This is a genomic window from Bradyrhizobium genosp. SA-4 str. CB756, from assembly GCF_000473125.1.
Lineage (GTDB): Bacteria > Pseudomonadota > Alphaproteobacteria > Rhizobiales > Xanthobacteraceae > Bradyrhizobium > Bradyrhizobium arachidis.
Genome location: NZ_KI421499.1, coordinates 4,155,133 through 4,180,758, shown reverse-complemented (window position 1 = coordinate 4,180,758; position 25,626 = coordinate 4,155,133). Strand labels below are relative to the sequence as shown.

General features: G+C 64.1%; 30 protein-coding genes. 23 read left to right on the top strand and 7 right to left on the bottom strand.

Annotation, left to right across the window (positions count from 1 at the left end):
- Positions 1 to 15: 15 nt before the first annotated feature.
- On the top strand, positions 16 to 1,029 hold the full coding sequence (locus BRAGE_RS0120685) for a formate dehydrogenase subunit gamma (protein WP_027557135.1): 1,014 nt from the start codon (positions 16 to 18) through the stop codon (positions 1,027 to 1,029).
- 17 nt (positions 1,030 to 1,046) lie between these two features.
- Here the strand turns inward: BRAGE_RS0120685 and BRAGE_RS57590 are convergent, their stop codons facing one another.
- Positions 1,047 to 1,169, bottom strand: coding sequence for a hypothetical protein (locus BRAGE_RS57590; RefSeq protein ID WP_265441005.1), 123 nt, complete (start codon positions 1,167 to 1,169; stop codon positions 1,047 to 1,049).
- A gap of 469 nt (positions 1,170 to 1,638) precedes the next feature.
- On the opposite strand from BRAGE_RS57590, the gene BRAGE_RS0120675 reads away from it, so the two are divergent.
- The 12 genes from BRAGE_RS0120675 (at position 1,639) to dhaK (ending at position 11,658) form a co-directional block, all read left to right on the top strand.
- Entirely contained in the window at positions 1,639 to 2,973 is a 1,335-nt protein-coding gene (locus tag BRAGE_RS0120675; RefSeq protein WP_084334102.1) for an ABC transporter substrate-binding protein, read from the top strand.
- 102 nt (positions 2,974 to 3,075) lie between these two features.
- A complete protein-coding gene (locus BRAGE_RS0120670; RefSeq protein ID WP_027557137.1) occupies positions 3,076 to 4,035 on the top strand; it encodes a carbohydrate ABC transporter permease in 960 nt (319 codons plus the stop codon).
- Positions 4,032 to 4,985 (top strand): carbohydrate ABC transporter permease, encoded by a 954-nt coding sequence (locus BRAGE_RS0120665; RefSeq protein WP_027557138.1) that lies wholly within the window; start codon positions 4,032 to 4,034, stop codon positions 4,983 to 4,985. The genes BRAGE_RS0120670 and BRAGE_RS0120665 overlap by 4 nt, the downstream gene beginning before the upstream one ends.
- On the top strand, positions 4,982 to 5,194 hold the full coding sequence (locus BRAGE_RS0120660; RefSeq protein WP_035729913.1) for a hypothetical protein: 213 nt from the start codon (positions 4,982 to 4,984) through the stop codon (positions 5,192 to 5,194). The genes BRAGE_RS0120665 and BRAGE_RS0120660 overlap by 4 nt, the downstream gene beginning before the upstream one ends.
- 6 nt (positions 5,195 to 5,200) lie before the next feature.
- On the top strand, positions 5,201 to 6,298 hold the full coding sequence (locus BRAGE_RS0120655; protein WP_027557140.1) for an ABC transporter ATP-binding protein: 1,098 nt from the start codon (positions 5,201 to 5,203) through the stop codon (positions 6,296 to 6,298).
- The gene (locus BRAGE_RS0120650; RefSeq protein WP_027557141.1) at positions 6,291 to 7,298 is read left to right on the top strand and encodes an ABC transporter ATP-binding protein; all 1,008 of its coding nucleotides are present in this window, start codon (positions 6,291 to 6,293) and stop codon (positions 7,296 to 7,298) included. Before BRAGE_RS0120655 ends, BRAGE_RS0120650 begins: the two co-directional genes overlap by 8 nt.
- Complete coding sequence (dhaL, locus tag BRAGE_RS0120645; RefSeq protein WP_027557142.1) at positions 7,295 to 7,909, top strand: dihydroxyacetone kinase subunit DhaL; 615 nt, start codon at positions 7,295 to 7,297, stop codon at positions 7,907 to 7,909. Before BRAGE_RS0120650 ends, dhaL begins: the two co-directional genes overlap by 4 nt.
- The gene (dhaM, locus tag BRAGE_RS0120640; protein ID WP_027557143.1) at positions 7,906 to 8,292 is read left to right on the top strand and encodes a dihydroxyacetone kinase phosphoryl donor subunit DhaM; all 387 of its coding nucleotides are present in this window, start codon (positions 7,906 to 7,908) and stop codon (positions 8,290 to 8,292) included. The genes dhaL and dhaM overlap by 4 nt, the downstream gene beginning before the upstream one ends.
- On the top strand, positions 8,285 to 8,599 hold the full coding sequence (locus BRAGE_RS0120635; RefSeq protein WP_051377959.1) for an HPr family phosphocarrier protein: 315 nt from the start codon (positions 8,285 to 8,287) through the stop codon (positions 8,597 to 8,599). Before dhaM ends, BRAGE_RS0120635 begins: the two co-directional genes overlap by 8 nt.
- Positions 8,600 to 8,603: 4 nt before the next feature.
- On the top strand, positions 8,604 to 10,202 hold the full coding sequence (gene ptsP / locus BRAGE_RS0120630; RefSeq protein WP_028146327.1) for a phosphoenolpyruvate--protein phosphotransferase: 1,599 nt from the start codon (positions 8,604 to 8,606) through the stop codon (positions 10,200 to 10,202).
- The gene (locus BRAGE_RS0120625; protein ID WP_027557146.1) at positions 10,199 to 10,630 is read left to right on the top strand and encodes a hypothetical protein; all 432 of its coding nucleotides are present in this window, start codon (positions 10,199 to 10,201) and stop codon (positions 10,628 to 10,630) included. The genes ptsP and BRAGE_RS0120625 overlap by 4 nt, the downstream gene beginning before the upstream one ends.
- 38 nt (positions 10,631 to 10,668) lie before the next feature.
- Positions 10,669 to 11,658, top strand: a complete 990-nt coding sequence (gene dhaK / locus BRAGE_RS0120620; RefSeq protein WP_027557147.1) for a dihydroxyacetone kinase subunit DhaK — start codon at positions 10,669 to 10,671, stop codon at positions 11,656 to 11,658.
- 280 nt (positions 11,659 to 11,938) lie between these two features.
- Here dhaK and BRAGE_RS0120605 read toward each other — a convergent pair whose 3' ends face one another.
- The 6 genes from BRAGE_RS0120605 to BRAGE_RS0120580 form a co-directional block, all read right to left on the bottom strand.
- Complete coding sequence (locus BRAGE_RS0120605; protein ID WP_027557148.1) at positions 11,939 to 12,775, bottom strand: ABC transporter substrate-binding protein; 837 nt, start codon at positions 12,773 to 12,775, stop codon at positions 11,939 to 11,941.
- Positions 12,776 to 12,845: 70 nt separating this feature from the next.
- Entirely contained in the window at positions 12,846 to 13,328 is a 483-nt protein-coding gene (locus BRAGE_RS0120600) for a MaoC family dehydratase (protein WP_027557149.1), read from the bottom strand.
- Positions 13,329 to 13,337: 9 nt separating this feature from the next.
- On the bottom strand, positions 13,338 to 14,921 hold the full coding sequence (locus BRAGE_RS0120595; protein WP_027557150.1) for an acyl CoA:acetate/3-ketoacid CoA transferase: 1,584 nt from the start codon (positions 14,919 to 14,921) through the stop codon (positions 13,338 to 13,340).
- A 16-nt stretch (positions 14,922 to 14,937) separates the two neighbouring features.
- Positions 14,938 to 16,080 (bottom strand): acyl-CoA dehydrogenase family protein, encoded by a 1,143-nt coding sequence (locus BRAGE_RS0120590; protein WP_027557151.1) that lies wholly within the window; start codon positions 16,078 to 16,080, stop codon positions 14,938 to 14,940.
- Between the two features lie 12 nt (positions 16,081 to 16,092).
- Complete coding sequence (locus BRAGE_RS0120585; protein ID WP_027557152.1) at positions 16,093 to 16,461, bottom strand: tautomerase family protein; 369 nt, start codon at positions 16,459 to 16,461, stop codon at positions 16,093 to 16,095.
- Positions 16,462 to 16,464: 3 nt separating this feature from the next.
- On the bottom strand, positions 16,465 to 17,550 hold the full coding sequence (locus BRAGE_RS0120580; RefSeq protein ID WP_027557153.1) for a LacI family DNA-binding transcriptional regulator: 1,086 nt from the start codon (positions 17,548 to 17,550) through the stop codon (positions 16,465 to 16,467).
- A gap of 184 nt (positions 17,551 to 17,734) precedes the next feature.
- Here BRAGE_RS0120580 and dapA point away from each other — a divergent pair, with 184 nt between their 5' ends.
- The 10 genes from dapA (at position 17,735) to BRAGE_RS0120530 (ending at position 25,624) form a co-directional block, all read left to right on the top strand.
- Positions 17,735 to 18,643, top strand: a complete 909-nt coding sequence (gene dapA, locus BRAGE_RS0120575) for a 4-hydroxy-tetrahydrodipicolinate synthase (protein ID WP_027557154.1) — start codon at positions 17,735 to 17,737, stop codon at positions 18,641 to 18,643.
- Between the two features lie 16 nt (positions 18,644 to 18,659).
- Positions 18,660 to 19,850: a CaiB/BaiF CoA transferase family protein gene (locus tag BRAGE_RS0120570; RefSeq protein WP_027557155.1), complete on the top strand. Its 1,191-nt coding sequence runs from the start codon at positions 18,660 to 18,662 to the stop codon at positions 19,848 to 19,850.
- Positions 19,847 to 21,010, top strand: a complete 1,164-nt coding sequence (locus BRAGE_RS0120565) for an acyl-CoA dehydrogenase family protein (RefSeq protein ID WP_035729909.1) — start codon at positions 19,847 to 19,849, stop codon at positions 21,008 to 21,010. The genes BRAGE_RS0120570 and BRAGE_RS0120565 overlap by 4 nt, the downstream gene beginning before the upstream one ends.
- A gap of 11 nt (positions 21,011 to 21,021) precedes the next feature.
- The gene (locus BRAGE_RS0120560; protein WP_027557157.1) at positions 21,022 to 21,429 is read left to right on the top strand and encodes a MaoC/PaaZ C-terminal domain-containing protein; all 408 of its coding nucleotides are present in this window, start codon (positions 21,022 to 21,024) and stop codon (positions 21,427 to 21,429) included.
- A 3-nt stretch (positions 21,430 to 21,432) separates the two neighbouring features.
- Complete coding sequence (locus tag BRAGE_RS0120555; RefSeq protein WP_027557158.1) at positions 21,433 to 21,864, top strand: MaoC family dehydratase; 432 nt, start codon at positions 21,433 to 21,435, stop codon at positions 21,862 to 21,864.
- Complete coding sequence (locus tag BRAGE_RS0120550; RefSeq protein WP_027557159.1) at positions 21,861 to 22,814, top strand: dihydrodipicolinate synthase family protein; 954 nt, start codon at positions 21,861 to 21,863, stop codon at positions 22,812 to 22,814. The genes BRAGE_RS0120555 and BRAGE_RS0120550 overlap by 4 nt, the downstream gene beginning before the upstream one ends.
- An 11-nt stretch (positions 22,815 to 22,825) precedes the next feature.
- Positions 22,826 to 23,128, top strand: a complete 303-nt coding sequence (locus BRAGE_RS0120545; protein WP_092218603.1) for a DUF4286 family protein — start codon at positions 22,826 to 22,828, stop codon at positions 23,126 to 23,128.
- A gap of 122 nt (positions 23,129 to 23,250) precedes the next feature.
- Positions 23,251 to 24,087 (top strand): ABC transporter substrate-binding protein, encoded by an 837-nt coding sequence (locus tag BRAGE_RS0120540; protein WP_027557161.1) that lies wholly within the window; start codon positions 23,251 to 23,253, stop codon positions 24,085 to 24,087.
- A gap of 17 nt (positions 24,088 to 24,104) precedes the next feature.
- Positions 24,105 to 24,836 carry an amino acid ABC transporter permease gene (locus BRAGE_RS0120535; RefSeq protein ID WP_027557162.1) on the top strand — a complete coding sequence of 244 codons (732 nt, stop codon included), beginning with the start codon at positions 24,105 to 24,107 and terminating at the stop codon, positions 24,834 to 24,836.
- Positions 24,833 to 25,624, top strand: a complete 792-nt coding sequence (locus BRAGE_RS0120530) for an amino acid ABC transporter ATP-binding protein (RefSeq protein WP_027557163.1) — start codon at positions 24,833 to 24,835, stop codon at positions 25,622 to 25,624. Before BRAGE_RS0120535 ends, BRAGE_RS0120530 begins: the two co-directional genes overlap by 4 nt.
- Positions 25,625 to 25,626: the final 2 nt, after the last annotated feature.

The window sequence follows — 25,626 nt, the reverse complement described above, 5'->3', positions numbered from 1 at the left end:
TGCCGGGAGGAGCAGATGTCCTCATTTGCAAGGTTCATTCGACCAGCCATCGGCGCGTGGGCGTTGCTTCTGTTGGTCATGGCAGTTCCGGCGCCGTCAGCGGCCCAGCAGGTCAACCCGACGGCGAGCTCGGTCAACGAGCGCCAATTGCTGCAGGAGATGGACCGGATCCAGGGGCGCGTCAGCATTCCCGACCAGCGCTCCAGCGTGCTGATGCAACCGGCTGGCCGCGAGTGGCGCGAATTCCGCAACGTCGCGCTGCGGTGGATCGGCGGCGTTGCCATGCTCGGCATGCTGGCGGTGCTGGTGATCTTCTATCTGACGCGCGGCATGGTCCGTCTCGAAAGCGGACGATCGGGCCGCACCATCGTGCGATTCAACACATTTGAGCGTTTCGTGCACTGGATGACTGCGACCTGCTTCATCATCCTGGCGATCTCGGGATTGAACATCACGTTCGGTCGGCCGCTGCTGCTTCCGCTGATTGGGTTTGACGCCTTCTCGGAATGGTCGCAATGGGCGAAATTCGCGCACAACTACCTGAGCTTTCCCTTCACGATCGGCGTCGTGCTGATCTTTCTGATGTGGATCGGCGGCAATATCCCGAGCAAGGTGGATGTGGAGTGGATCAAGCGCGGAGGCGGCCTGATCGGTCACGATCATCCGCCGGCTCGCCGCTTCAATGCGGGTCAAAAGGGGATCTACTGGATCGTCGTGATCGGCGGTGGCCTCGTCGCTGCGACCGGGTATCTGCTCATGTTCCCGTTCTACCTGACGGGAATCGAGGGCATGCAGATTGCCCAGATCGTTCACTCCGTCGTGGCCGTGCTGTTTATCGCCGCGATGCTCGCTCACATCTACATCGGCACGATCGGGATGGAAGGTGCCTTCGAGGCGATGGGATCAGGCGAGGTCGATGTCAACTGGGCGCGCGAGCACCATAGCCTGTGGCTCGACCAGGAGTTGGCACGGAGCGATCCGAACGATTCTCGGCCGCAGCCTCGCCATGCTACGTCCGCAGCCGAATAGAGCTGACGGAGCGTTGCCTAAAGACGTACGCCCGTCGTCGCAAAGGCCTCAGCGACGGGTTCCTGTACGCTATTGAGCGCGGCAGCTCCAACCACTGCGATGACGATCGTCGCAATACAGGCAAGGATGAAAGCCTTCATCGCGATCCCTCCTTGCAGGCGTTATACAGCACGTTTGACCGCGAATAAACGCTGCGCTTGGGCAGACCAATGCGGGCCGTAAGTCGAGCGCTTACTCCAACCGTTGCTCACGGGTCGATGCCATTCATCCAGAGCAATCATGCTCGCGACCATCACCTGGACCTGGTGATCGCCCTTGCTCCGTCGGCGCGCCGGCTTGTCCGCAACAGCGATCAGCTCGTGACGAGAAAATTGCAATCGGCCGAGCGGACGACCAGCAAACTGCGCTTGCAATGTTTAGTAAATGGTGCATTACTAAACAAATCGAGCCTGCCGGATCTATAGAATCCGGGCGGCGCGAGGAAACGCCAGTTTAGTTGTTCAGCTCGTCATGGACTGTGTCGCTCTGCTCGAAGCACTCGAGCGGGTAGGAAAGCCGCGCCATGTCGATGGCCGGCCCACTCGGAGGGAACGTGCAATGAAACGAACGATGAAGACGCTTGTAGTGGCATGCGGGGCTGTTGGCGCCGCGTTCGGCGTCGGAGCGGGCACCACGCCCGCGCAGGCGCAAGGCAAGACTATCACGCTGTGCTGGGCCGCATGGGATCCCGCCAACGCGCTGGTCGAATTGTCGAAGGACTTCACCGCCAAATCGGGTATCGGCATGAAGTTCGAATTCGTGCCGTGGACCAATTACGCCGATCGCTTCCTGAACGAACTCAATTCGCACGGCTCGCTGTGCGACCTCATCATCGGCGATTCACAATGGATCGGCGGCGCCGCGGAGAACGGCCAGTACGTCAAGCTCAACGATTTCTTCAAGAAGGAAGGAATCAGCATGGACGACTACATGCCGGCCACGGTGGTCGGCTATTCCGAGTGGCCGAAGAACACACCGAACTACTGGGCGCTGCCGGCGATGGGCGATGCGGTGGGCTGGACCTATCGCAAGGACTGGTTCGCGCGGCCGGACGTGCAGAAGGACTTCAAGGCCAAGTACGGCCGCGAGATCGGCGTGCCGAAGACGCTCGATGAGCTCAAGGAGATCGCGCAATTCTTCCAGGGCCGCGAGATCGACGGCAAGAAGGTCTACGGCGCCTCGATCTATACCGAGCGCGGCTCGGAAGGCATCACCATGGGCGTCTCGAACTACCTCTACGACTACGGCTTCAAATACGATGATCCGAAGAAGCCCTATGCGATGGATGGGTTCGTGAACTCGGCCAGCGCGGTGAAGGGGCTCGAGGCCTACAAGGAGCTCTACAAGTGCTGCACGCCGCCCGGCGCCTCCAACTCCTACATGTCGGAAGGGCTTGATGCCTTCAAGTCCGGCCAGGTCGCGCTGCAGATGAATTTCTTCGCGTTTTTCCCAGGCCTCTACAAGGATCCGAATGTCGGCGGCGACAAGATCGGTTTCTTCGTCAACCCGGCCGGTCCCGCCGCGCAAGCGACGCAGCTCGGCGGACAGGGCATCTCGGTGGTCTCCTACTCCAAGAACCAGGCCGAGGCGCTGCAATACATCAAGTGGTTCTCCGGCGGCGACGTCCAGAAGAAGTGGTGGGCGCTCGGCGGCTATTCCTGCGCCAAGTCCGTGCTGAACGACCCGAGCTTCCCGAACAGCGCGCCCTTCGCCAAGGAGTTCCTGCAGTCGATGGGAATGGTCGTCGACTTCTGGGCCGAGCCCTCCTACGCCCAGCTGCTCCAAGCCGAGCAGAAGCGCGTGCATGACTATGTGGTGGCCGACAAGGGCACCGCGCAGGAAGCGCTCGACGGTCTGGTGAAGGACTGGAAGGCGATCTTCAAGGAAGAAGGCAAGAAGTTCTGATGCAAAGCTGCCCGGAGCGCGTGCGCTCGCGCTCCGGGTTTCCTTCGAGATGACCGGAATTCGTCGCAGTGTCGACGCCGGGTGCCAGGATCGGTTCACGCAATGAACGAATTGAGTGCCTCTTCGCGGATCACCTATCGGGCCGTCATGGTCCGGCCAGGCGTGGCGCGCCGCATCCGGGGCCTGTCGGACAGGACGCTTGCCTGGCTCTTCATCACGCCGACGATCGTGCTGCTGCTGGCGATCAACATCTTCCCGCTGCTCTGGACGATCTATCTGTCGTTCACGAACTACCGCGCGAACAGGGCCAACGTGCCGACGATCTGGCTGGGCGCTGACTGGTACCAGTCGATCCTGACCGATCCTGACATCTGGGCGGCGATGCAGGTGACCGCGCATTTCGTGATCTGGACGGTGGTAATCGAGACCGTCCTCGGATTCGGCCTGGCCTACCTCATCGACAAGAAATTCCGCGGCCACGGCATCTGGACCACGATCATCCTGCTGCCGATGATGCTCTCGCCGGCCGTCGTTGGCAATTTCTGGACCTTCCTGTACCAGCCCCAGATCGGCCTGTTCAATTACGTCGTCGCCTTCTTCACCGGCCGCGCAGCCTCGTCCTTCCAGATGCTGGGCGACGTCACGCTGAGCCCCTGGGCCATCGTCATCGTCGATGCGTGGATGTGGACGCCGTATGTGATGCTGATTTGTCTCGCCGGCCTGCGTTCGATCCCCGATTACATCTACGAAGCGGCCGAGGTCGACCGCGCGTCGAAATGGCGGCAGTTCTGGTCGATCACGCTGCCGATGGCGCTGCCGTTCATCATGCTGGCCGTGCTCTTCCGCGGGATCGAGAATTTCAAGATGTTCGACATGGTCAATCTGCTCACCGGCGGCGGGCCGGGATCGACCACGGAAGTCGCCTCGATCACGCTCAAGCGGGCGGCGTTCGAGAGCTGGCGCACCGGCTATTCCTCGGCCTTCGCGATCATCCTGTTCGTGACGGTCTTCGGACTCGCCAACATCTATGTGAAGGCGCTGAACAAGGTGAAAAGCCGATGACATCAGCCACCACGGCCCATTCAGTCGTCGAGCCGTCTGCCACGACGCGGCGCTTTGCCGGCTCGCTCGTCGTGCTCTACGCGATCATCACCATGATCCCGCTGGTCTGGATCATGCTCACCGCATTCAAGTCGCCTGACGATGCGATCTCCTATCCGCCGAAGGTGATGTTCAAGCCGTCGCTCGAAGGCTTCTGCAACCTGTTTACGACCCGCTCGCGCCAGACGCCGGAATTCATCCGTTCGCTGGGGCCGCCGCAAGGCCTGTGCGATGACATCGCGCGCAGCCGCAACATGGTCGTCGCCGGTCCCTCGAACTATGTGCCGCGCTTCGTCAATTCGTTGATCATTGCGTTTGGTTCGACCGTGCTCGCCGTTGCCTTGGGTACTCTCTCGGCCTACGGCTTCTCCCGGTTCCGCGTGCCGCTGAAAGATGACCTGCTGTTCTTCATCCTGTCGACCCGGATGATGCCGCCGATCGCGGTCGCGATCCCGATCTATCTGATGTACCGCACCATCGGCTTGTCGGACACCAGGCTCGGGATGATCCTGCTCTACACCTCGGTCAATGTCTCGCTGGCGGTCTGGCTGCTCAAGGGATTCATCGACGAAATCCCGCGTGAGTACGAAGAGGCCGCGATGATCGACGGATACACCCGCTTCCAGGCGTTCGTGAAGGTGGTGCTGCCGCAGGCCACCACGGGAATCGCGGCAACCGCAATCTTCTGCCTGATCTTCGCCTGGAACGAATACGCCTTCGCGGTGCTTCTCACCTCGGGTAACGCACAGACGGCGCCGCCGTTCATTCCGATCATCATCGGCGAGGGTGGGCAAGACTGGCCCGCAGTGGCCGCCGGCACGACGCTGTTCCTGGTGCCGATCGTGGTGTTCACGGTCTTGCTTCGCAAGCATCTGCTGCGCGGCATCACTTTTGGAGCTGTCCGCAAATGAGCATCGACGCCACTCCATCCATTGCGCGTCGCGGTCTTGCGGACCGCCTTCTGCGCCGCGGCCCGCTCGAAGCCATCGCGACGACGATCATCGCCGCCGGCGTCGTGATGCTGATGCAGCCATTGTCTCTGACACTGTACTCCTGGTCGTTTGCGACGACCCTGTTCGGCACGGTGATGTTCACCATCGTGTCCAAGGTCCGGGAGTAGCGCGCGATGGCACAGATCAAGGTCGAGGCGCTCGACAAATCCTTCGGTGCGTTTCATGCGGTCAGGTCCGCCAGCTTCACGGTGGAGGACGGCCAGTTCCTTTGCTTGCTCGGACCGTCCGGCTGCGGCAAGACCACGACGCTCCGCATGATCGCCGGCCTGGAGCTGCCGACGGCGGGCACGATCCGGCTCGATGGCGAGGACGTGACGATGAACCGCGCATCGGCGCGCGACATCGCCTTCGTGTTCCAGCTCTTCGCGCTCTATCCGCACATGAATGTCCGGCGCAACATCGGCTTTCCCCTGAAATGCGAGGGCGTCGGCGCGGCCGAGCGTGATCGACGGGTCGTCGAGGCTGCGCGCATCCTGCGGATCTCGCACCTTCTCGACCGCTCCGTCTCCGGCCTTGCCGGCGGCGACCGGCAGCGTGTTGCGCTGGGCCGGGCGATCGTGCGCAAGCCAAAGTGTTTTCTGATGGACGAGCCGCTCGGCGCGCTCGATACCGAGATGCGGGACGCCATGATTCATGAATTGCGGGCCCTGCATGACCGGCTGGGCGCGACGACTGTCTATGTCACCCATGACCAGCTCGAGGCCATGGCGATGGCCGACAGGATCGCGGTGATGAACAACGGCGTCGTCGAGCAGGTGGCGAGCCCGCGCGACATTTATGACCGGCCGGCTTCGCTGTTCGTCGCCGACTTCATCGGCTCGCCGCCCATGAATTTCCTGCCGTTCCGTGGCGGCCTGCAGACCGGTGAAGAGGCGATCCGGCTCGGCGAGCGTGACGTCGCAATTCCTGCGGCGCGGGAGGCCATGGCGGAAAGCGAGCTCGTGCTCGGGGTACGGCCCGAGCATGTGCGTTTTACCGATCGTGGCATGGTGCGCGGCGAGGTCTATGGCACTGAATATCTGGGCACGACGCAGATCGTGACCGTGACGACGCACTACGGCGCGCTCAAGGCCCGCTCACCCAGCAGCAAATCGTTTCGGACCGGCGAGACTGTCGGGCTCGATTTCCGGCCCGATACGCTGTCGATCTTCGACAAGGCATCCGGCCGGGCGATCCGCACCGCGCTGCATGAGGGAGGCGCGCATGGCTGAGGTCGAGATCAATGCCGTCTCCAAGGCCTTCGGCAAGACTCAAGCCTTGAGTGATCTATCGCTGACCGTCGGCGACGGTGAGTTCGTGGCATTGCTCGGGCCGACCGGTGCCGGCAAGACCACCGCATTGCGCTTGATCGCCGGATTGGAGCAGCCGGATTCTGGCTCGATCCGCATCGACGGGCGCAGCGTGACCGGCGATGCGCCGGCGGACCGCGATGTTGCCTTCGTCTTCCAGCAATATTCGCTGTATCCACACCTCACCGTGTTCGAGAACATGGCCTTCGCGTTGCGTGCGCCGACCCGCCGCGTGCCCGAAGCCGATATCCGCGCGAAGGTGCAGGAGGTGGCGCGCCTGCTTCATATCGAGACCAAGCTGGACAACAAGGCGACGCAGCTGTCAGGCGGCCAGATGCAGCGGGTCGCGATCGGCCGGGCGCTGGTCCGCTCGCCCTCGATCTATCTGATGGACGAGCCGCTCTCCTCGCTGGATGCCAAGCTTCGCGGCGAGCTCCGCCTCGAGCTCAAGCGGATCCAGGTCGATCTCGGCGCGACGATCCTCTATGTCACCCACGATCAGACCGAGGCGATGACCATGGCCTCGCGCATCGGCGTGATCGAAGGCGGGCGGCTGATGCAGATCGGCACGCCGCGGGAAATCTACGAGAACCCAATCAACGCGCATGTCGCAGCAAGGTTGGGCCAGCCGACGATCAATCTGCTGCCGGCGGCGCTGTTCGCGGGGGCGCCCGTCGGCGTCGAGACGATTGGCGCGCGGACCGAGCACCTGACGATTGCGCGCGGCGGCGGCGACATATCGGCAACCGTCAAGCGGGTCGAGCATCTCGGCGACCAGAGCCACCTTCATCTCGATCTCGCGGGTCGACCGGTCGTGACCCTGGCGGATCCCGAGGCGGGTTTTGGCGCCGGAGACGTCGTGTCGCTGCGTTTGAATAAACCGCTGTTTTTCGATGCGAAGGGCTGGAGGGTAGCGGCATGAGCCTTGATCGGGTAGCCAGGGAAAGATTGGTTCGAGCGCTGGCGGCGTCGGTGATCGAGCATGCGGACGAGTTGACGAGCCTCGACCAGGCGATTGGCGATGGGGATCACGGGCTGAACATGAAACGCGGTTTCGAGGCGGTGCTCGCCGCATTGCCGGGCCTTGCTGACAAGTCGCTCCCCGAAATGCTGAAGGCGATCGGAATGACATTGGTGATGAAGGTCGGCGGTGCGTCGGGGCCGTTGGTCGGAACTTTCTTCATGGAACTGGGCAAGGCCCTTCCGGAGCAGCCGAGCCGGACCGATCTGGTCGCGGCGACGGAGAAGGCAATCGAGGCCGTCAAGGCGCGCGGCCGTTCGGAGGCAGGACAGAAGACGCTGCTCGATGTCCTGGTGCCGGTGCACGCGGTTCTCGCGGGAGGCGGTGATGCCAAGGCAATCGCGGCCGAGGCTGTGCAAGCGGCCGATCGCACCACGCCCATGCAGGCCATCCGTGGCCGCGCATCGTTCCTTGGCGAACGTTCCATCGGTCATATGGACCCGGGCTCGCGCTCGGCGTCGCTTCTGATCGGCGCAGCAGTTGAGACACTGGAGCTCGAGGTCAATACATGAGCAACGTCGGAATTGTCATCGTGTCGCATTCGCCGAAGATCGCGGAAGGCGCGGCCGATATGGTGCGCCAGATGGTCGGGGACGCAGTGCCGCTGGCCTGGACCGGTGGCGATGTCGATGGCGGCCTAGGTACGAATGTTGCGGGAATCCTCGAGGCGATCGAGACAGCCTGGTCACCGGCGGGTGTAGCGATCCTCGTCGATCTCGGCGGTGCCGAAACCAATTCGGAGATGGCGGTCGAGATGCTCCCGGAAGACCGGCGCGCGCGCGTGCTGGTCTGTAATGCCCCGGTGGTCGAGGGGGCCGTGATCGCTGCGACCGAATCTTCGGGCGGCTCATCGCTTGCCGCCGTCAAGCGCAGTGCGGAGGAATTCTATGCATGATGCCAACGCCAACCGGGCGGCCCAGACGTTTGTGCCGCTGACCGCTTCGGCGGTCCTCGTCAATCCGGTCGGCCTGCACGCGCGGCCGTCGGTGAAGCTCACGCAATGCGCGAAAGGGTTTGTCGCCAAGATCGAAATTGCGCTTGCAGCCGAGGGGCCGTGGACCGACGCCAAGAGTCCGGTGAAGGTGATGCGTGTGAAAGCGCCGCAAGGCGCAACGCTGCATTTCCGCATTGCCGGCCCTGATGGCGAGGCGGCGCTCGCGGCCATGCTGGCGCTGGTGCATGACGGTTTCGGCGAGGCGTAGAATCGTGGGCGAGATTCACCTCACCGGCCATCCCGCCTCGCCAGGCCTCGCCATCGGCCCGGTCGCCGTGTTGACGAGTGCAGTGGCGAGCAGGGTGACGAAAGGTGATCCCGCGCAGGAGGCCGCAGCGCTGAAGGCAGCGATCGAGGGGGCAGCAGCCGAGCTTGCCGAACTGATCGCGAAGGTTCATGGCGAGGCCGCGGAGATCCTGGAATTCCAGGTCGCGATGCTCGGTGACGATGCGCTCGCGGAGGGGGCTTACGAGGCTGTTGCGGGCGGTACGGCTGCCGATGAGGCCTGGCGCGCAGCACTCGATGCGGAGATCGCCGGCTATCGCGCGGCGGATGAGGAGTATTTCCGCGCCCGTGCCGCCGATCTCGTCGACATTCGCGATCGCGTGCTCGCAGGGCTGAACGGCGCAAACACGATCGCAAGAATCTCCGGAGATTCCGTCGTCACGGGTGACGATATTTCGCCGTCGACGTTCCTCGCTGTGGACTGGACCCGCGGCGGTGGCATTGCGCTCGCTAGCGGATCGCCATCGTCGCATGTCGCGATGCTCGCGCGATCGCGCGGCGCCCCCATGGTGGTTGGACTAGGTCCATTACCGTGGAACGGACAGCCGCCGTCATTGGCTCTGGTCGACGGCGATACCGGCCGCGTGATCTTTGATCCCAAGCCGGAAACGCGCCGCCTGTTCGAGCAGCGCATGGGGGAGGCGCGTGCCGCACAGATCGCTGCCGATGCGGGCCGCCTCAAGCCGGCGCTGACGGCCGATGGAAGGCGCATCGCCATCCTTCTCAATGTTGCCGCACCCGAAGACCTTGCGGGTCTCGATCCAGCAATCTGCGACGGCATCGGCCTCGTGCGCACCGAGTTTCTGTTTGAAGGATCGAGGGGCCTGCCCGGCGAGGACGCGCAATACGCCGTCTACCGGCGCATCCTCGAGTGGGCTGCAGGACGGCCGGTGACGATCCGCACCCTCGATGCTGGCGGCGACAAGCCAATCCCCGGCGTGACGGTCGATGGCGAGCGCAATCCATTCCTGGGCCTGCGCGGGATCCGGCTCTCGCTGGCGCGGCCGGAGGTGTTTCGCGTGCAGTTGCGGGCGCTGTGCCGGGCGGCCGTGCATGGGACGCTGAAGGTGATGCTGCCGATGGTCGCTATCCCTTCGGAGCTCGACCGGGCTAATGCCATGATGGACGTCGAATTTGCGGCCCTCAGCGCAGAGGGCATCGCTTGTGCCCGGCCGCCGCTCGGCATCATGGTCGAGGTCCCATCCGCAGCGTTATGCGCAGAGGACTTCGGCGCGGCGTTCTATTCCATCGGGTCGAACGATCTGACCCAATACACAATGGCTGCGGCACGCGATATCGGCGCTGTCGCCGACCTCAACGATGCCGGCCATCCGGCGGTGCTCGCGCTGATCGCGCGAACGGTCGAGGCCGGGCGCAAGCGGGGTGTCGAGGTCTCGCTCTGCGGCGATGCCGCGGCGGACACGCGTTTGACGAAGGCGCTGCTGGCGACCGGCTTGACGACTCTGTCGGTCTCGCCGATTGCGGTGGCGCGGCTCAAGGCCGCCATTGCCAGGGTGACCGCATGAGTGACGACGCAGGCGAAGACACAAGTCGACCGGGCGACAGCAATGTCGCGGATTACAAGCTCATTTTGCGACGGGCGCTCGACAACCGGCCGTCCGGGACGCGGCTGAAGCTCGCGGCGGCGCTCGGCAAGAATCGGTCATTCGTCAGCCAGATCACCAATCCGGCCTATCTGGTGCCGATCCCGGCCAAGCATGTCCCGATTATCTTCGAGGTCTGCCATCTGGCAGGTGCGGAGCGTGCCGCTTTCCTCGAAGCCTATGGGCGCGCGCATCCGGGGCGGCTGCGCGGCGCCCACCGCGAGGCGCGCACGCGTGTTGTGACCGTGACGGTGCCAGATCTCGGCGACGACAAGAAAAATCGCGCGCTCGAGCAGCTCATCGTCGACTTCGCTGCCCAGCTCGCGCGCTACGCCGAAAGCATCGGTTGACCAATTCGAAACGCAAAAAAGATCACGGGGAGGACGCCATGAAAAAGCTGATCAACAGCGCCGACACGGTGCTCGAAGAGAGTCTCGACGGATTGGCGGCTGCGCATGCCGATATCCTGTTGCTCGGTGCCGACAGGAAGTTCGTGCGCCGCCGCAACCTGAAGCCTGGCAAGGTCGCGCTGATCTCGGGCGGCGGCTCCGGCCATGAACCGCTTCATGCCGGCTTTGTCGGCCACGGCATGCTCGATGCCGCCTGTCCGGGCCAGGTCTTCACCTCACCGACGCCGGATCAGATGATCGAGGCGACGGAGGCCGTCGACACCGGGGCTGGCGTGCTCTTCATCGTCAAGAATTACGAAGGCGACGTGATGAATTTCACCATGGCCGCCGAGATGGCCGGACGCGATGTCGAGAGCGTAGTGACCAATGACGACGTCGCGGTCGAGAAATCGACTTACACGACCGGTCGCCGCGGCGTCGCAGGCACGCTCATCGTGGAAAAGATCGTCGGCGCCGCTGCCGAGAAGGGAATGCCGCTCGCCGCTCTCAAGGCGCTTGGCGATGATATCAACCGGCGTACCCGCTCGATGGGCGTAGCGCTGCTGCCGTGCACCGTTCCGGCGGCGGGTCGGCCGAACTTCACCCTGGGTGACGACGAAATGGAAATGGGTGTCGGCATTCATGGCGAGCCGGGACGCCGCAGGGTGCCGCTGGGCTCTGCCGATGCGATTGCTGCCGAGATGCTCAACGCGATTTTGGGCGATCTCGCGCCGAGCAAGGGCAGTGAAGTGCTTCTTCTGATCAACGGGTTTGGCGCGACGCCGCTGATCGAGCTCTATCTGATGGCCAACAGCGCCAAGCGCATTCTGGACGGAGCGGGGATCACGGCCACGCGTTTCCTGACTGGTTCCTACGTGACGTCGCTCGACATGGCTGGTGCTTCGATCACCGTCTCCGTGCTGGACAGCCAGTCAAGGGAATTGTGGGATGCGCCGGTGCATACCGCCGCGCTACGCTGGGGTATCTGATGGACGGGAACGAAGAATCAACCATGAACGACAAAGCGATACTCCCGAGGGGGCAGATGTTCGGGACTTTCGGTCTCGGCATGGGCGAGACGTTGGTTACGTGATCGAGAAGATCGAGCTGGATGTCGCACTTCAGGCGCTGTCCGCGACCGACATGCGTCGACGGCTTCGCAAGCCTTAGAATCCTGTCAGCTTGAAGAACGGCCTGCGGTGCACGAATTCATTAGGCCACGTTCTTGTGTCGTATGTGCGCTGCCGCACATGAGGCAGCGCGGGCTTGTCAATTCGTCGGCCCGTCGCCGCGGATCGCGAACGTGGTCGCCTTCAGCTTGGTCATGCCGAACTTGTCGAACAGCTTGTCGTAGGTGCCGTCGGCGCGGATCGCGGTGAGGGCATCAGCGACGGCCTGGGCGAGCTGCTTGTCGCGGAAGGCGAAGGTGATGTCGGTGCCGGCGATGTCGCGGACCCAGATCTTGGCGATGCCCTTCTGCTCGAGCGAGTTGGCGGTCTCGTTGATGTTGAGCGCGGCCTCGAGCTGCCCGGCGCGCAGCGCCGCGGAGGTGGCGGTGACGGTGGTGAAGGTGCGCAGCTCGATCGGCTTGAGGCCCTTGGCCTCCATTGCAGTGCTGAACTCACGCGCCTTGCGCTCGGTGTAGGTCGCCGATTCCACGCCGACGACGCGGCCGGCGAGATCCTCGAATTTCTCGAGCTTCAGGCTGGAGGAGGGATCGGTGTAGATGCTGATCGCCTGCTGCGCGTAAGGCACGAGGTAGAGCATCTTGGAGCGCTCCTCGGTCCAGAACAGGCCGGTGTTGATGGCATCGAACCGCCCCGAGCGCAGCGCCGGGATCATCGGCGGGAAGTCCATGCGCAGGAACACCGCCTCGATGCAGATGCGTTTGGCGATCTCGCGGGCGAGCTCGACATTGAGGCCCTGCAGCTCGCCCTTGTCGTCGACGAATTGCTGCGGTGGCAGCGTCGGGTTGATCGACATCTGCCATTTCGGCGCCTCGATCAGGCTGGACGCCGGTACCTTCGGCGAGCAGGTCTGAGCACCGGCGGCCTGCGTCAGGCCGGCCAGAAGGAGGAGGGCGGAGAAGGTTTTGGGAAGTCGCATCTGAATACTCCGATCAAATCGTGGGTGGCAGAGGAGCCGTTCTCCGGTCCGCGTCTTCTTCAATGTCTCGTCATGTGGGCGCCGTCGCGTAGGCTTGCCGGGTCAGGATCAGCGAGATGTGGCGCGCCGCGGTCACCACCTCGTCGCGCTGGTTGAGGAGGTCGAGCGTCTCGACGACGATGCCGCGCCCCGGATTTTTGGTCGGCCGCTTCTCAACGAAGCGGAAGCGGACGCGCAAGGTGTCGCCGGCGACGATGGGGCCCTTGAATTTCACCTCGTCCCAGCCGAGCGAGGCGACCGAGGTCCCCTCATACAGCTTCAGCTCAGACTTCAGTCCCTCCATCAGCGAGAGACCAAACAGCCCGTGGCCGATCACGGCGGGAAAGCCGCGGGAGCGCGCGTAGCCTCTGTCGATGTGAAGCGGATGATGGTCGCGCGTGACGTCGGCGAAGGTCGCGATGTCTGCCTCCGTCACGGTATGCGCAGCGGTCTCGAACTCGGCGCCGAGCGCGATGTCCTCGTAGCGGAGATTGATGGGAGCGCTCGTGTCCATGCTGATTCCTCAGGCGACTTTCCGTGGCCGCGCCGGCAGCGCCTTGAAGCTCTGCGCGATTCCCATCGGGCCGGACCGGAAAATGCGCGGGTCCATGTCCTTCAAATGCGGGCTGATGCGCGGCTTGAAACCCATATGGGCGAGGATGTCCTCCTCGAGGCGGACGCCCGGCGCGATCTCGGTCAGGGTCACGAAGCCGTTCTCGAGCTCGAACACGGCGCGCTCGGTGACGTAGCTGACGTGCTGGCCACGCTGCGCGGCGAGCGAGGCGCTGAAGCTGATCTGGCCCACTTGTGAAACGAATTTGCGAAAGGCACCGTCGCGCCGGATCGCGAGGCGGCCGTTCTCGACGCCGATATCGAACTTGCCGCCGGTCATGGTGCCGCTGAAGATCAGCCGCTTGGCGTTCTGGGTGATGTCGATGAAGCCGCCGGAGCCGTCGCGGCGCTCGCCGAAGCGGGTGACGTTGACGTTGCCGGTCTCGTCCACTTCCGCGAAGGAGAGAAAGGCGCAGGAGAGGCCGCCGCCATCGTAGAAGTCGAACTGATAGGCTTGGTCGAGAATGACGCGCGGGTTGATCGCGGTACCGAATTCGCGCGCATGCCCGGGTACGCCACCGACCACGCCGGATTCGACCGTCAGCGTGATCAGGTCGGAGATGCCTTCCTCGGCCGCGACATTCGGGATCATCGCGGAGATGCCGACGCCGAGATTGACGACGTCGCGCGGACGCAATTCGAAGGCGGCGCGGCGAGCGATCACCCGGCGTTCGGTGAGCGGATCGGGCGTGATCAGTGCCTCAGGGACGCGCGCCTCGCCGCAGCGCGCCGGATCATAGGCGGTGCCGTAGGTCTGCATCTGCTCGGGCTCGAGGACGACGTGGTCGATCAGGAAGCCCGGGATCTTCACCATCTGCGGATGGATCGAGCCGCGCTTCACGATGCGCTTGACCTGACAGATCACGGTGCCGCCGGCATTGTGCACGGCCTGGGCAATCGAGAGATCCTCGCGCGTCGTGCCCTCGTGCTCCATGCTGATATAGCCGTCTTCATCGGCCGACGTGCCGCGGATGATGGCGACGTCGGGTGGGGCAGGGACGCGGTAGAGCAGCCATGACTGGCCGTGCAGCTCGAGCAGGTCGACGAGCGGCGCGGTGGTGCGCTTGTTCATGCGCCCGCCATCCTGGCGCGGGTCCATGTAGGTGTTGAGGCCGACATGCGTGAGCACGCCGGGATGCTTGGCAGCCATGGCGCGGCAGAGTTGGCTCATCACGCCTTGCGGGAAATTGTAGGCGTCGATCAGCTCGTCTCGGACGAGGCGCATGAACGGCACCTGAAGCCCGAAATTACCGCCGATCACGCGCGCGATCAGGCCTTCATGGGCGAGATGGCAGAGCCCCTTCTCGGTCACTGCGCCGACGCCGGTGATGTTGATTAGCGTCAGATCGTGTGGGCCCTGGCCGCCGAGGAATCGTTGCTCCAGCGCGTCGAGGATGGCTTCGGCAGCGCCCGTGCCGCCATTGCCGCCGACGATCAACGTGTCAGCGTCGCGGATGAGAGCGGCGGCCTCCGCCGCTGTGATGATGCTCAGCATGACGGCGCTTCCCGCATCACGCGGCCTCCTTCTCGACCTGGCGGGCGATGATCAGCCGCTGGATCTGGTTGGTGCCCTCGTAGATCTGGGCGAGGCGGACGTCGCGGAAGATGCGCTCGATGCGGTATTCGCGCGAATAGCCGTTGCCGCCGTGGATCTGCAGCGCGTTGGAGACGTGCTTCATCGCCATGTCGGTGGTGAATAGCTTTGCCTGCGCCGCCTCCTTGGCGATCGGCTCGCCGGCATCGTGCAGGCGCGCGGCGTGATGGATCAGCAGGCGCGCAGCCGCAATGTCGGTCGACATGTCCGCGAGCATGAACTGCACCGCCTGGAAGCCGATGATGGCCTGGCCGAACTGCTTGCGGTCCTTTGCGTAAGTCGTGGCGTCCTCGAAAGCGGCCTGCGCCATACCGAGCGCCATCGAGGCCATCATCAGCCGGCTGAAGTTGAAATTGCTCATGGCCATCTTGAAGGCCTGGTTCTCCGGTCCCATCACGCTGTCGGCGGGAAGTCGCACGTCGGAGAAGGTGATCTGGCAGTCGTCGAGGCCGTGCATGCCGAGCAGCTCCTCGTTCTTGCCGCGAGCGATGCCGGGCAGGGCACCGTCGACGAGGAGACAGGAGATGGAGCGGTGGCCCGCTTCCGGGCCGGTGCGCGCGAACACCATGATACGGTCGGCGACGCCGCCGAGCGTTACCCAGGCTTTCGTGCCGTTGAGCCGCCAGCCATTGCCCTCGCGCACGGCGTTGGTGCGGATACCCGCGACGTCGGAGCCGTGGTCGGGCTCGGAGACGGCGGTGGCCGGAATGATGTCGCCGCTCAGGATTTTGGGGATCAGCGCCTTGTGCACTTCGGTGCCGTGATGATCGAAGAACAGCACGGCCTCGACAGGGATCGCGAAGGCGTTGGCGACCGCGCCGGAACAGCGCGCCAGCTCCTCCATCGCGATGCAGGCCGCGACGGCATCGAGGCCTGCGCCACCGGCGCCTTCGCGCAGGCAGATGCCGAACAGGCCGAGATCGGCCATGCCCTTGTAGAGCGAGCGGTCGAACCGGTCCTCGCGATCGATCGCAGCGGCCCGCGGCAGGATCTCGGCTTCCGCGAAGCGGCGGGCGGTCTCGCGCAGGGCTTTCTGGTCTTGGCTGTAGAAGCGGTCCATGGCGTGCTCCCGTCAGTCGCTGGCGAGCTTGGAATCGTGGGCAACTTCGCTGCGGTCACGGTCGAGGAAATAAACCGCGACATCGTCGCCCGGCACGCCATAGGCGCTGCACACGCCCCGGGTCAGTGCGATGGCGGCGGCGCGGCGTTCGGCCTCGCTGCGGCGGAAGGCGTGGACCTTGAGCAGGATGCGCTGGCCGGTGGCCTGAGCGCCGAACGTGCCGGCGTGGGCGTAGTCGTCGGGCGCAATCGGCAGGAAGTAGAGCGTGACAGTATCAGCGGTGACGCCGAACGCCGACATCAGGCCGTCAGTTACGGTCCGCGCCAGCGCGGCCTTGCGCTGGGATGGAACTTGTGGGGCGAGCACTTCGACATAGGGCATCGATCAGACCTTCGCGGATTTGGCCGCAGACGATTTAGATGAAGACGACTTGGACTTCGCGGATTTCACAGGGGCCGGGACGTCGATCTGGCGGCAGGAGTCGCGCTTGATCAGTCGGGCGCCGACGCGATACTCGCGCACGCCGTCACTGCCGTTGCCCCTGGCGTCCATCCGCTGCAGCAGCCGGTCGACGGCGAGATTGGCAAGATCCCGTGCGCCGTTGTCGACGATGCTGATGGCCGGACGATGCCATTCGAACCACGGCATGTCCTCGTAGCAGAGCAGGGAGAGATCCTGGGGAATCGCGATGTTGCGCTCCGCCGTTACGCGCAGGACGCCGAGTGTTGCCTCGTGATTGGCGACGAAGATCGCGCTGGGCGGGCGGGGAAGGTCGAGCAGCTTGCGGGTGCAGGTTGCGCCGATCTCGGGCACGAAATGGCCGGCATGAATCAATGTGTCGTCTTTGGCGATGCCGGCCTCGCGCAGCGCGCGGACATAGCCGGACAACCGTTCGCGGCCGGACGTCGTGTCTTGGCGGCCGACGATCAGCCCGATACGCTTGTGCCCGAGCTCGATCAGGTGGCGCGTGCCCAGATAAGCGCCTTGCGGATCGTCGGCGAGCACGGTCTCGAGATCGGTCGCGTCATCGCGCCGCACCAGGCAGACGATGGGCACATCTTTCGCGAGTGTCTTGAGCTGCGCGCCATTCTTGCCGGTCGGCACCACGATCAGTCCGTCGATGCGGTGGTCGACCAGCGTGGTGAGGGTATCGCTCTCCTGCTGCGGATCGTCGCCACCGATGCACAGAAGCATTTGATAACCCAGCGCCTTGAGGCGCGCCTGCACCACTTCGGCCATCACCTGGAACGAGGCGTTGGTGAGATTGTGGACGAGAAGTGCAACGAGTCGCGACTGCCCGGTCTTGAGGCCCCGTGCGATCGGGTTCGGCCGATAGCCGAGCTCGCGTGCGATGCGCACCAGGCGCTGCTGCGTGCGCTCACTGGTCAGGCCGGTTCCCGTCAGCGCTCGGGAAGCAGTGCTGACTGAAACACGGGCCGCCTGTGCCACATCTTTGAGCGTGACGCTCATCAAACCTGCCGATAGACTGCAAACGATTGCAGAAACGCTAAGAGCTTATTCCGCACGGATCAAGCTCAAAAAATGGATGGTGTTGCCCAATGCGGAGCCATTTATGCAAACGATTGCATAATGCATGCGGATATTCCGCAGGCGGCGTCCATCCCTTGAGTGCACCCGAGCACCCGGCAGTTCCCTGATGAAGACGTTCCGCGGCACCTACACCGTCATGATCACCCCGTTCACGGCAGCGGGCGAGGTCGATGTCGCTGCATTGCGCGCCTTCGTCGATTGGCAGATCGCGCAGGGCATTCACGGGCTGATTCCGCTTGGCTCGACCGGCGAGTTCCTGTCCATGGACGATGACGAGAAGGCGCTGGTCGCCGAGGTCGTCATTCGCCAGGCCGCGGGCCGCGTCCCCGTCCTGATCGGCACCGGCGCGGAGGATACGCGCGAGGTGGTCCGCCTCAGTCGCCGTGCTGAAAAACTGGGCGCCGACGGCGTGATGATCATCCCGCCTTTCTATTCGACGCCGACCGACGACGAGCTCGTTCATCACTACAAGACGGTGGCCGACGCGATTGCGCTGCCGATCATGGTCTACAACAACCCGGCGACCGCCAATGTCGATCTCAAGCCGCCTCTGGTGGCGCGCATCGCCGAGATCGACAATTGTCTCTATATCAAGGAGTCGACGCTGGAGGTGACGCGCGTGCGCGACATCATCCGCCTCTGCGGTGACAGGATGACCGTGTTCGGCGGCATCCTCGGCTTCGAATCCTTCGTCGAGGGCGCGCAGGGCTGGGTGGCCGTGGCGTCCAACGTGGTCCCGGCGGAGATGGCCCGCATCTTCAGCCTCGTCGCCGACCACGGCGCGATCAAGGAAGCGCGCGAGCTCTATCTGAAATACCTGCCGGTGATCGAATTCGTCGGCGGCCAGGCCTATGTCGCCGGCAGCAAGGCGCTGCTCGGGCATATGGGCTTTGCGGTCGGCCATCCGCGCTCGCCGCGGCTGCCGCTGCCTCCCGCGCAGGATGCGGCCGCGCTGGCGCTGGTCAAGACGTTCGATCTCGCGTGGCGCGGTGCGCCGGTTGCGGCCACTTGAACTGAGGTGTGAACGGATGAACCTGCTCGACGGCGTCAAGATCCTCAGCTTCAATCATTACCTAGCGGGGCCGCTCGCCGCGCAGACGCTCGCCGATCTCGGCGCCGACGTCATCGCGGTCGAGCCGATCGAGGGCGCGTTTCAGCGCAACTGGGCGGTCGCCAATCATTTCGTGGCGGGCGATAGCGTCAATCATCTGGCGACCGGGCGCAACAAGCGCAGCATCGCCGTCGATCTCAAGCATCCCGACGGCATTGCCGCGGTGAAGAAGCTGGTCGCGACATCCGATGTCGTGATGGAGAATTTCCGCCCCGGCACCATGGCCAAGCTCGGTCTTGGCTATGACACGCTGAAGGCGATCAATCCCGGCTTGATCTACGCGGTGGCAACCGGCTTCGGATCGGAAGGGCCATACAAGGACCGCCCGGGCCAGGACCTGCTGCTTCAGGCGATGTCAGGCCTTGCGATGCGGACGGGGCGTGCCGATGGCGAGCCGACGGCGGTCGGCGCGGTGATCGTCGATCAGCATGCTGCCTCGCTCTATGCGATGAGCATTCTCGCTGCATTGTTCGCAAGGACGAAGACCGGGAAGGGGCAGCTCGTCGAAGTGAACCTCTATCAGGCTGCGATCGATCTCCAGGTCGAGCCGTTGACGGCCTGGCTGAACGGCGCACCGTCGCCGACCCCGCGCGGGCCGGCGGGTATCGCGGCGTGGTTCAGCCCCGGGCCGTACGGTGTTCACGCCACGGCGGACGGTCATATGGCGATCTCGATGGCAGCGCCCAAGGCACTGGCCGTCGCGCTCGAGAGCGAAGCGCTGAAGCAATTCGGCGACGCCGACAGTTTTTCGAAGCGCGAGGAGATCACGCGGATCGTTGCAGCCCGCTTGAAGCAGAAGTCGACGGCCGGCTGGCTGCCCTCGCTCGAAGCGGCGCAGATCTGGCATGCGCCGGTGCAGGATTATCGCGATCTCGAATCCGATCCCCAGCTCAAGCATCTCGGTGTGTTCAAGACCGCCGAGAGTGCCGGCGGCGCGCCGATCCGGATGGTCGCCCATCCCGCGCGCTATGACGGCCAGACGCCGGAGGTGCGGCTGGTGCCGCAGCGGCTCGGTGCGCAGACCCGCGAGGTGCTCGGCGAGATCGGTTACGGTGCCGCCGACATCGACGCCATGATCGTCGGCAAGGCTGTGGGAGTGGCGCGATGATCGATTTCTCGCTGCCTGAGGATACGCGCCTGCTCGTCGACACCGTCCGACGCTTCGTCGAGACGGAGGTGCAGCCGCTCGAGGACGAGGTGGAGCAGACCGCCAAGGTGCCGGCCGAAGCGCTCGCAGTCACCAAGGCCAAGGCGCAGAAGCTCGGCCTCTACGCGATGAACATGCCGGCGGATGTCGGCGGCGGTGGGCTGTCCTGCGTCGAGCATTGCCTGGTCGAGGAAGAGTTCGGGAAAACCTCTGATGCCCTGATCCGCCGTGTGTTTGGTCAGGTCTATCCGATGCTGATGGCCTGCAAGAGAGATCAGGTCGAGCGTTATCTGCTGCCGACGGTGAAGGGCGACAAGATCTGCGCCATGGCGATCACCGAGCCCGGCGCGGGGTCCGACGCCGCATCGATCAGCACGACGGCGCATCTCGATGGCGACGAGTGGGTGCTGAACGGCACCAAGCACTTCATCAGTGACGGCGACATCGCCGACTACGTGATCCTGATGGCGCTCACCGACAAGGACAAGCGCGCACGCGGCGGCATCACCCTGTTCCTGGTCGATCGCGGCACGCCCGGCTTCAAGGTCGCGCGCACCCAGCCGATGATGGGCCACCGCGGCTATGGCCATGCCGAGCTGAGCTTCGAGGACTGCCGCATTCCGAAGGCGGCCGTGCTCGGCGAGGTCGGCGGCGGCTTCAAGCTGATCATGCAGAGCGTGCTCCAGATCCGCCTCGCCCATATCGGCGCCCGCGCGGTCGGCATGGCGCAGCGCGCGCTCGAGATGATGCGCAAGCACGCCGGCGAGCGGCGCCAGTTCGGCCAGCTCATCGGCGACTTCCAGATGGTGCAGAAGCTGATCGCGGATTCCGCCACTGAGATCTTCGGCGTGAAGATGATGGTTATGAACGCTGCCTGGGACATCGATCAGGGACGGGATGCACGCGACAAGGTCTCGATGATCAAGGTCGCGGCGTCCGAGATGCAGGGCCGGGTGGTCGACCGCGCCATCCAGGTGTTCGGCGGCATGGGTTTCAGCAAGGACCTGCCGCTGGAGCGGATGTATCGCGACGCTCGCGTGACCCGCATCTATGACGGCACTTCCGAGATTCACCGCATGCTGGTTGCGCGCAGCACCATCAAGAACGGCTTGCAGCTCTAGGGAAACGACCGATGCCTCACGCACCTCTCAAGCCGGGCGCAGTCTTCGCCTTCCGCAAGACCATGACGGTGGCCGAGCAGGCGATGTTCACCGGCATCAGCGGCAATCTCGGCGGTCTCTACGTCGACGCCGTCCGTGCCAAGAAGGCGGGCGCCTCCAACATGGTGGCCTTCGAGCTCGCCGTCGGTGGTCTGGCCACGACCTGTCTCAGCCAGCTCGGTGGACCGACGCGGCGGATCGGCAGCATCGCGCTGAATTTCGCTGCGCCCGTGATCGTCGGCGAGTCCGTCGAGGCCAGGGCCGAGATCGTTTCGGTCGCAGGCGATGAAGCGATCTGTCGCGTCACCTGCATGCTGTCACCCTCAGGCGCGACTGTAGTGGACGGCACCGCGACGCTGGTTCCCTTCGCGAAGGTCTGAGCCATGTACGAGCCGAAATCCTTCGACGATCTCAAGGTGAACGACAGGGTCAGCCTCAGCAAGACCATCACCGAGGCCGATGGCGCGCTCTATATTGCCGCGACCGGCGATTTCGGCCCGGTTCATGTCGACGAGGTCTATGCCGGCGCGACGCGCTTTGGCCGCAGGCTCGCACCGGGGATCATGGTTGCGGGCCTCTGCACCAGCATCCTGACCAGCGAGCTGGTCGGCACCGTCGGCGTGTCGGTGGAGGACCGTTTCTGGTTCACCGGTCCGGTGTTCTACGGCGACACGCTCACCTTCGACGTCTGGATCGCCGAGCAGCACGACGAAACCCGCACCATCATCTGGGAGGCGAGCGCCCGCAACGAGGGCGGCCTCGAAGTGCTGAAAGCTCGCGCGAGCCTCAAATTTCCACGGCGGAAACCGTCATGAGCAAGCCGATGAAGAAACCTGACCTGCGCGGCGTCACGGTCGCGACCGTGCTGCCCTTCAAAGACGACAGCTCGATCGACTGGGACGGCTATGCTCGCGTGCTGGACTATTGCGCTTGCCCGGATGGCATCGCGGCGGTGTTCGTCAACGGCCACGCGGGCGAGGGCGGATCGCTTTCGGACGACGAACGTCAGGCGGTGATCGAGCGGACGCGCCGGCAGATCGGCGGCAAGCCGCTGCTTTCAGGCATCATCGCGCATTCCACCGCGGAGGCGATCCATCAGGCCCAGCTCGCGGAAGCTGCCGGCGCCGATTGTGCCGTGCTGTTCCCGCCCGCGCCGCTCGGCGGCGGTGCCTCGGCGACTTCGCGCGCGCCGGTGGCCTTCGTGCAGGCGGTGAGCTCCGCGATCGGAATTCCCGTGTCGATCTTCCAGTATCCGCTCGCGTCCGGCTTCGGCTACTCGCCGGAGACGCTCGCGAAACTCGCAGCCCTCGATAGCGTGATCGCCATCAAGGAAGGCAGCGATACCATGCTGGCCTATGACGAGAACCGCCGTGCGGTGAAGCAGGCCGATCCCTCGGTCGCGATCCTGCCGTCGAACTTCAACTGGTTCCTGCCGCAGTTGGCCGTCGGCGGCGACGGCATTCTCTCGGGCCTCGTCAGCCTCGCGCCACAGCTGTTCGCAGCGCTCTGGCAGGCCTCGCTCGCCGACGACCTCGAGGCGATGCGCGCTGTCAACGAGCGGCTCTATCCGATCGTCCGCGCCATCTATGGGCCTGCCCCGATCATGGACATGCACACCCGCATGAAGGTCGGGCTGAAGGCGCTCGGCCTGATCCGCAACGCCGATCCACGGCCGCCACTGCTGCCGGTTCTGCCTGCGCTGTGCGACGCCATTGCAACGACGGTCGGCGCGGCGCGCGCGGCCGGCGACATTCGCATGGCATGAGGGACCAACTGATGCCGGACGAAGCCTTCATCCATATCGTGCGGGTCGACATCGATCCTGAGCACGAGGCTGCGTTCAACGCCTGGTACGAGCAAAAGCATTTCCCTGATCTGCTCGCTTGTCCCGGCTGGCTCTCGGCCAAGCGCTTCGTCTCCATCGGTGACGGACCGAAATACGCCGCCATGTACGAGGTCGCGGGGCGATGGGCGTTCGAGACGCCTGAGTTCCTGAGGGTAAAGGGTTTTGGTCCGTTCGAATCCCTGGTGAGGAATTTCATGCGCATCCAGCTCAGGCCGATGTCGGGACCGGCTTGAGCAGTTCGAAGACGATGCTGCCTGCCGTGTCGCGAGGCCCGGCCGGCTGCATCCAAGAAACGTCGAGGGGAATCCCGGGCGAGGAATTGCATCGGTCATTGGCGTCTTACTGGAGGTATCACATGGTCTCGACACTGCTTCGCTTGGGTGTGACTGCCGCACTCGTTCTCGCATCCACGGCGGTGCATGCCGCCTGTACGCCCGCAATCACCGACGACAATCTGATCGTGCCCGGAAAATTGCAGCTCTCGATCAATCCGACCAATCCGCCGCAGCAATTCGTCGACAAGGACGGTCAGTTGCAGGGCCTCAACGTGGAACTCGCCGCCGAGCTCGGCAAGCGGTTGTGTCTTCCGATCGAACTCGTCCGGATGGATTTTCCGGCCATGATTCCTGCCTTGGGCGCAGCGCGCATCGACGGCGTCAATACCGGCATGTTCTGGACCGAGGAACGCTCGAAGCTGATGTACATGGTGCCGTACGCCGTTCAGGCAATCTCGGTCGTGGTTGCGCCCGACAGCGGTACAAAAATTGCTACCGAAAACGATCTGATCGGAAAATCATCCGCGGTCGAGGTCAGCAGCTACCAGATGAACTGGCTCAAGAAACTCAGCGATGCGAGCGTGGCGAAGGGCGGCGCAGCCGTCGAGATGCGTACATTCCCGACCGCGACCAACGTCGTGAGTGCGTTGCTCGCGGGCCAGGTTGACAACGCGCTGCTGGTGGACAGCGTGGCGCGCGACCTCGTCGGCCGTGGCCGCGTGAAGGAAGTCCTGAGCGGGCTCGGCACGGCCAGGACCACGCTCGGTTTCCGCAATAGAACGGTCGCCGATACCGTCGTCAAGGCGCTCAACGCGATGCGGGCTGACGGCTTTTATCAGGCGCTGTTCGATAAGTTCGGCTTGACGGCCATGCCGGCCGACCAGCCGCTCGCGATCGCCGGCCCCGGACCGGCCTGAGATACGGAGACGAGCCGATGAGCCATTTCAGTCCGACGGCAGCCGTCAACTATTTCTTCAACTACTTCCTGATGAAGGGGGTGCTCGTCACCATCGGCTTGACGGTGGCGGCGGTCATCGGCGGATTGATCCTTGGCATGGGCATCGCGCTGATGCGCATGTCGTCCAATCCGGTGCTGTCAGGAATCTCACGGTTCTACATCTGGTTCTTCCGCGGCACGCCGCTCCTGATCCAGCTGGTCGTGATCTACAGCGGCTTGCCGCAGCTGGGCATCAAGTTCAGCGTGATCACCTGCGCGCTGGTCGGCCTGATCCTCAATGAGGCGGCCTACCTCGCCGAGATCGTGCGCAGCGGCTTCATGGCGGTGTCGGCGGGGCAGCGCGAAGCCGCCTGGGCGCTCAGCCTGTCGCCATGGGTGACGTTCCGCCGGGTGACCCTGCCGCAGGCGTTCCGGCTGATGATCCCGCCGCTCGGCAACTCCATCAACTCGCTGTTGAAGGCGACCTCGCTGGCGTCCGTGATCTCGGTCGAGGAGCTGATGCGCCGCAGCGACATGCTGATGCAGGAGCATTTCCAGATCCTCGAAGTCTATGCGGCGGCAACGGCGTATTACCTGATCCTCACATCGGTCTGGGATGCGGTACAGCGCCGGCTCGAGAAGCATTTCGGTCGATCGAGTGTTGCGAAGTCCAGGAAGGTCGCGGCCAGGACGCCGGTCGCACAGGCGAGCGTGGAGGCCCGGGCATGAGCGAGATGTCGATGAACCCGGCCGAAGATGCAGCAGCTCAGCCGCAGCTCCGTGAGGAGCCTGCGGTTCGCATGGAGGCGGTCTACAAGCACTATGGCGACTTCACCGCGCTGGACCAGGTCGATCTCAAGGTCGCCAAGGGCGAGAAGATCGTGGTCTGCGGTCCCTCCGGCTCGGGCAAGTCGACGCTCATTCGTTGCATCAACCACATCGAGAAGCACGACGAGGGCCTGATCTACGTCAACGGCGTCGAGCTCGATCGCCAGCGCAAGAACATCGACGCCGTCAGGCGCGACACCGGCATGGTGTTCCAGAGTTTTAATCTGTTTCCGCACATGACTGTGCTGGAGAATTGCATCCTGGCTCCGATGACCGTGAATGGCATGTCCGAGGCGGAAGCCAGGGATCTCGCCATGCATTTCCTCACCAAGGTCCGGATTCCGGATCAGGCCGAGAAATTCCCTGGGCAGTTGTCGGGCGGCCAGCAGCAGCGTGTCGCCATCGCGCGCGCACTGTGCATGCGGCCGAAGATCATGCTGTTCGACGAGCCGACCTCGGCGCTCGACCCCGAGATGGTCAAGGAAGTGCTGGAGACCATGAAGAAGCTAGCGGAAGAGGGCATGACCATGCTGTGCGTGACCCATGAGATGGGCTTTGCCCGCGAGGTCGCCGACCGCATCGTGTTCATGAACGAAGGCAAGGTGGTCGAGCAGGCCGCGCCGGAGGAGTTCTTCGGGAATCCAAAGTCGGAGCGGGCGCGGACGTTCCTCGACCAGATCATTCACTAGCG

What these genes read in the sequence shown, in the direction of transcription:
- BRAGE_RS0120685 (WP_027557135.1), top strand. Translation starts at nt 16, where the DNA reads ATGTCCTCATTTGCAAGGTTCATTCGACCAGCCATCGGCGCGTGGGCG.
- BRAGE_RS57590 (WP_265441005.1), bottom strand. Translation starts at nt 1,169, where the DNA reads ATGAAGGCTTTCATCCTTGCCTGTATTGCGACGATCGTCATCGCAGTG.
- BRAGE_RS0120675 (WP_084334102.1), top strand. Translation starts at nt 1,639, where the DNA reads ATGAAGACGCTTGTAGTGGCATGCGGGGCTGTTGGCGCCGCGTTCGGC.
- BRAGE_RS0120670 (WP_027557137.1), top strand. Translation starts at nt 3,076, where the DNA reads ATGAACGAATTGAGTGCCTCTTCGCGGATCACCTATCGGGCCGTCATG.
- BRAGE_RS0120665 (WP_027557138.1), top strand. Translation starts at nt 4,032, where the DNA reads ATGACATCAGCCACCACGGCCCATTCAGTCGTCGAGCCGTCTGCCACG.
- BRAGE_RS0120660 (WP_035729913.1), top strand. Translation starts at nt 4,982, where the DNA reads ATGAGCATCGACGCCACTCCATCCATTGCGCGTCGCGGTCTTGCGGAC.
- BRAGE_RS0120655 (WP_027557140.1), top strand. Translation starts at nt 5,201, where the DNA reads ATGGCACAGATCAAGGTCGAGGCGCTCGACAAATCCTTCGGTGCGTTT.
- BRAGE_RS0120650 (WP_027557141.1), top strand. Translation starts at nt 6,291, where the DNA reads ATGGCTGAGGTCGAGATCAATGCCGTCTCCAAGGCCTTCGGCAAGACT.
- dhaL (WP_027557142.1), top strand. Translation starts at nt 7,295, where the DNA reads ATGAGCCTTGATCGGGTAGCCAGGGAAAGATTGGTTCGAGCGCTGGCG.
- dhaM (WP_027557143.1), top strand. Translation starts at nt 7,906, where the DNA reads ATGAGCAACGTCGGAATTGTCATCGTGTCGCATTCGCCGAAGATCGCG.
- BRAGE_RS0120635 (WP_051377959.1), top strand. Translation starts at nt 8,285, where the DNA reads ATGCATGATGCCAACGCCAACCGGGCGGCCCAGACGTTTGTGCCGCTG.
- BRAGE_RS0120625 (WP_027557146.1), top strand. Translation starts at nt 10,199, where the DNA reads ATGAGTGACGACGCAGGCGAAGACACAAGTCGACCGGGCGACAGCAAT.
- dhaK (WP_027557147.1), top strand. Translation starts at nt 10,669, where the DNA reads ATGAAAAAGCTGATCAACAGCGCCGACACGGTGCTCGAAGAGAGTCTC.
- BRAGE_RS0120605 (WP_027557148.1), bottom strand. Translation starts at nt 12,775, where the DNA reads ATGCGACTTCCCAAAACCTTCTCCGCCCTCCTCCTTCTGGCCGGCCTG.
- BRAGE_RS0120600 (WP_027557149.1), bottom strand. Translation starts at nt 13,328, where the DNA reads ATGGACACGAGCGCTCCCATCAATCTCCGCTACGAGGACATCGCGCTC.
- BRAGE_RS0120595 (WP_027557150.1), bottom strand. Translation starts at nt 14,921, where the DNA reads ATGCTGAGCATCATCACAGCGGCGGAGGCCGCCGCTCTCATCCGCGAC.
- BRAGE_RS0120590 (WP_027557151.1), bottom strand. Translation starts at nt 16,080, where the DNA reads ATGGACCGCTTCTACAGCCAAGACCAGAAAGCCCTGCGCGAGACCGCC.
- BRAGE_RS0120585 (WP_027557152.1), bottom strand. Translation starts at nt 16,461, where the DNA reads ATGCCCTATGTCGAAGTGCTCGCCCCACAAGTTCCATCCCAGCGCAAG.
- BRAGE_RS0120580 (WP_027557153.1), bottom strand. Translation starts at nt 17,550, where the DNA reads ATGAGCGTCACGCTCAAAGATGTGGCACAGGCGGCCCGTGTTTCAGTC.
- BRAGE_RS0120570 (WP_027557155.1), top strand. Translation starts at nt 18,660, where the DNA reads ATGAACCTGCTCGACGGCGTCAAGATCCTCAGCTTCAATCATTACCTA.
- BRAGE_RS0120565 (WP_035729909.1), top strand. Translation starts at nt 19,847, where the DNA reads ATGATCGATTTCTCGCTGCCTGAGGATACGCGCCTGCTCGTCGACACC.
- BRAGE_RS0120560 (WP_027557157.1), top strand. Translation starts at nt 21,022, where the DNA reads ATGCCTCACGCACCTCTCAAGCCGGGCGCAGTCTTCGCCTTCCGCAAG.
- BRAGE_RS0120555 (WP_027557158.1), top strand. Translation starts at nt 21,433, where the DNA reads ATGTACGAGCCGAAATCCTTCGACGATCTCAAGGTGAACGACAGGGTC.
- BRAGE_RS0120550 (WP_027557159.1), top strand. Translation starts at nt 21,861, where the DNA reads ATGAGCAAGCCGATGAAGAAACCTGACCTGCGCGGCGTCACGGTCGCG.
- BRAGE_RS0120545 (WP_092218603.1), top strand. Translation starts at nt 22,826, where the DNA reads ATGCCGGACGAAGCCTTCATCCATATCGTGCGGGTCGACATCGATCCT.
- BRAGE_RS0120540 (WP_027557161.1), top strand. Translation starts at nt 23,251, where the DNA reads ATGGTCTCGACACTGCTTCGCTTGGGTGTGACTGCCGCACTCGTTCTC.
- BRAGE_RS0120535 (WP_027557162.1), top strand. Translation starts at nt 24,105, where the DNA reads ATGAGCCATTTCAGTCCGACGGCAGCCGTCAACTATTTCTTCAACTAC.
- BRAGE_RS0120530 (WP_027557163.1), top strand. Translation starts at nt 24,833, where the DNA reads ATGAGCGAGATGTCGATGAACCCGGCCGAAGATGCAGCAGCTCAGCCG.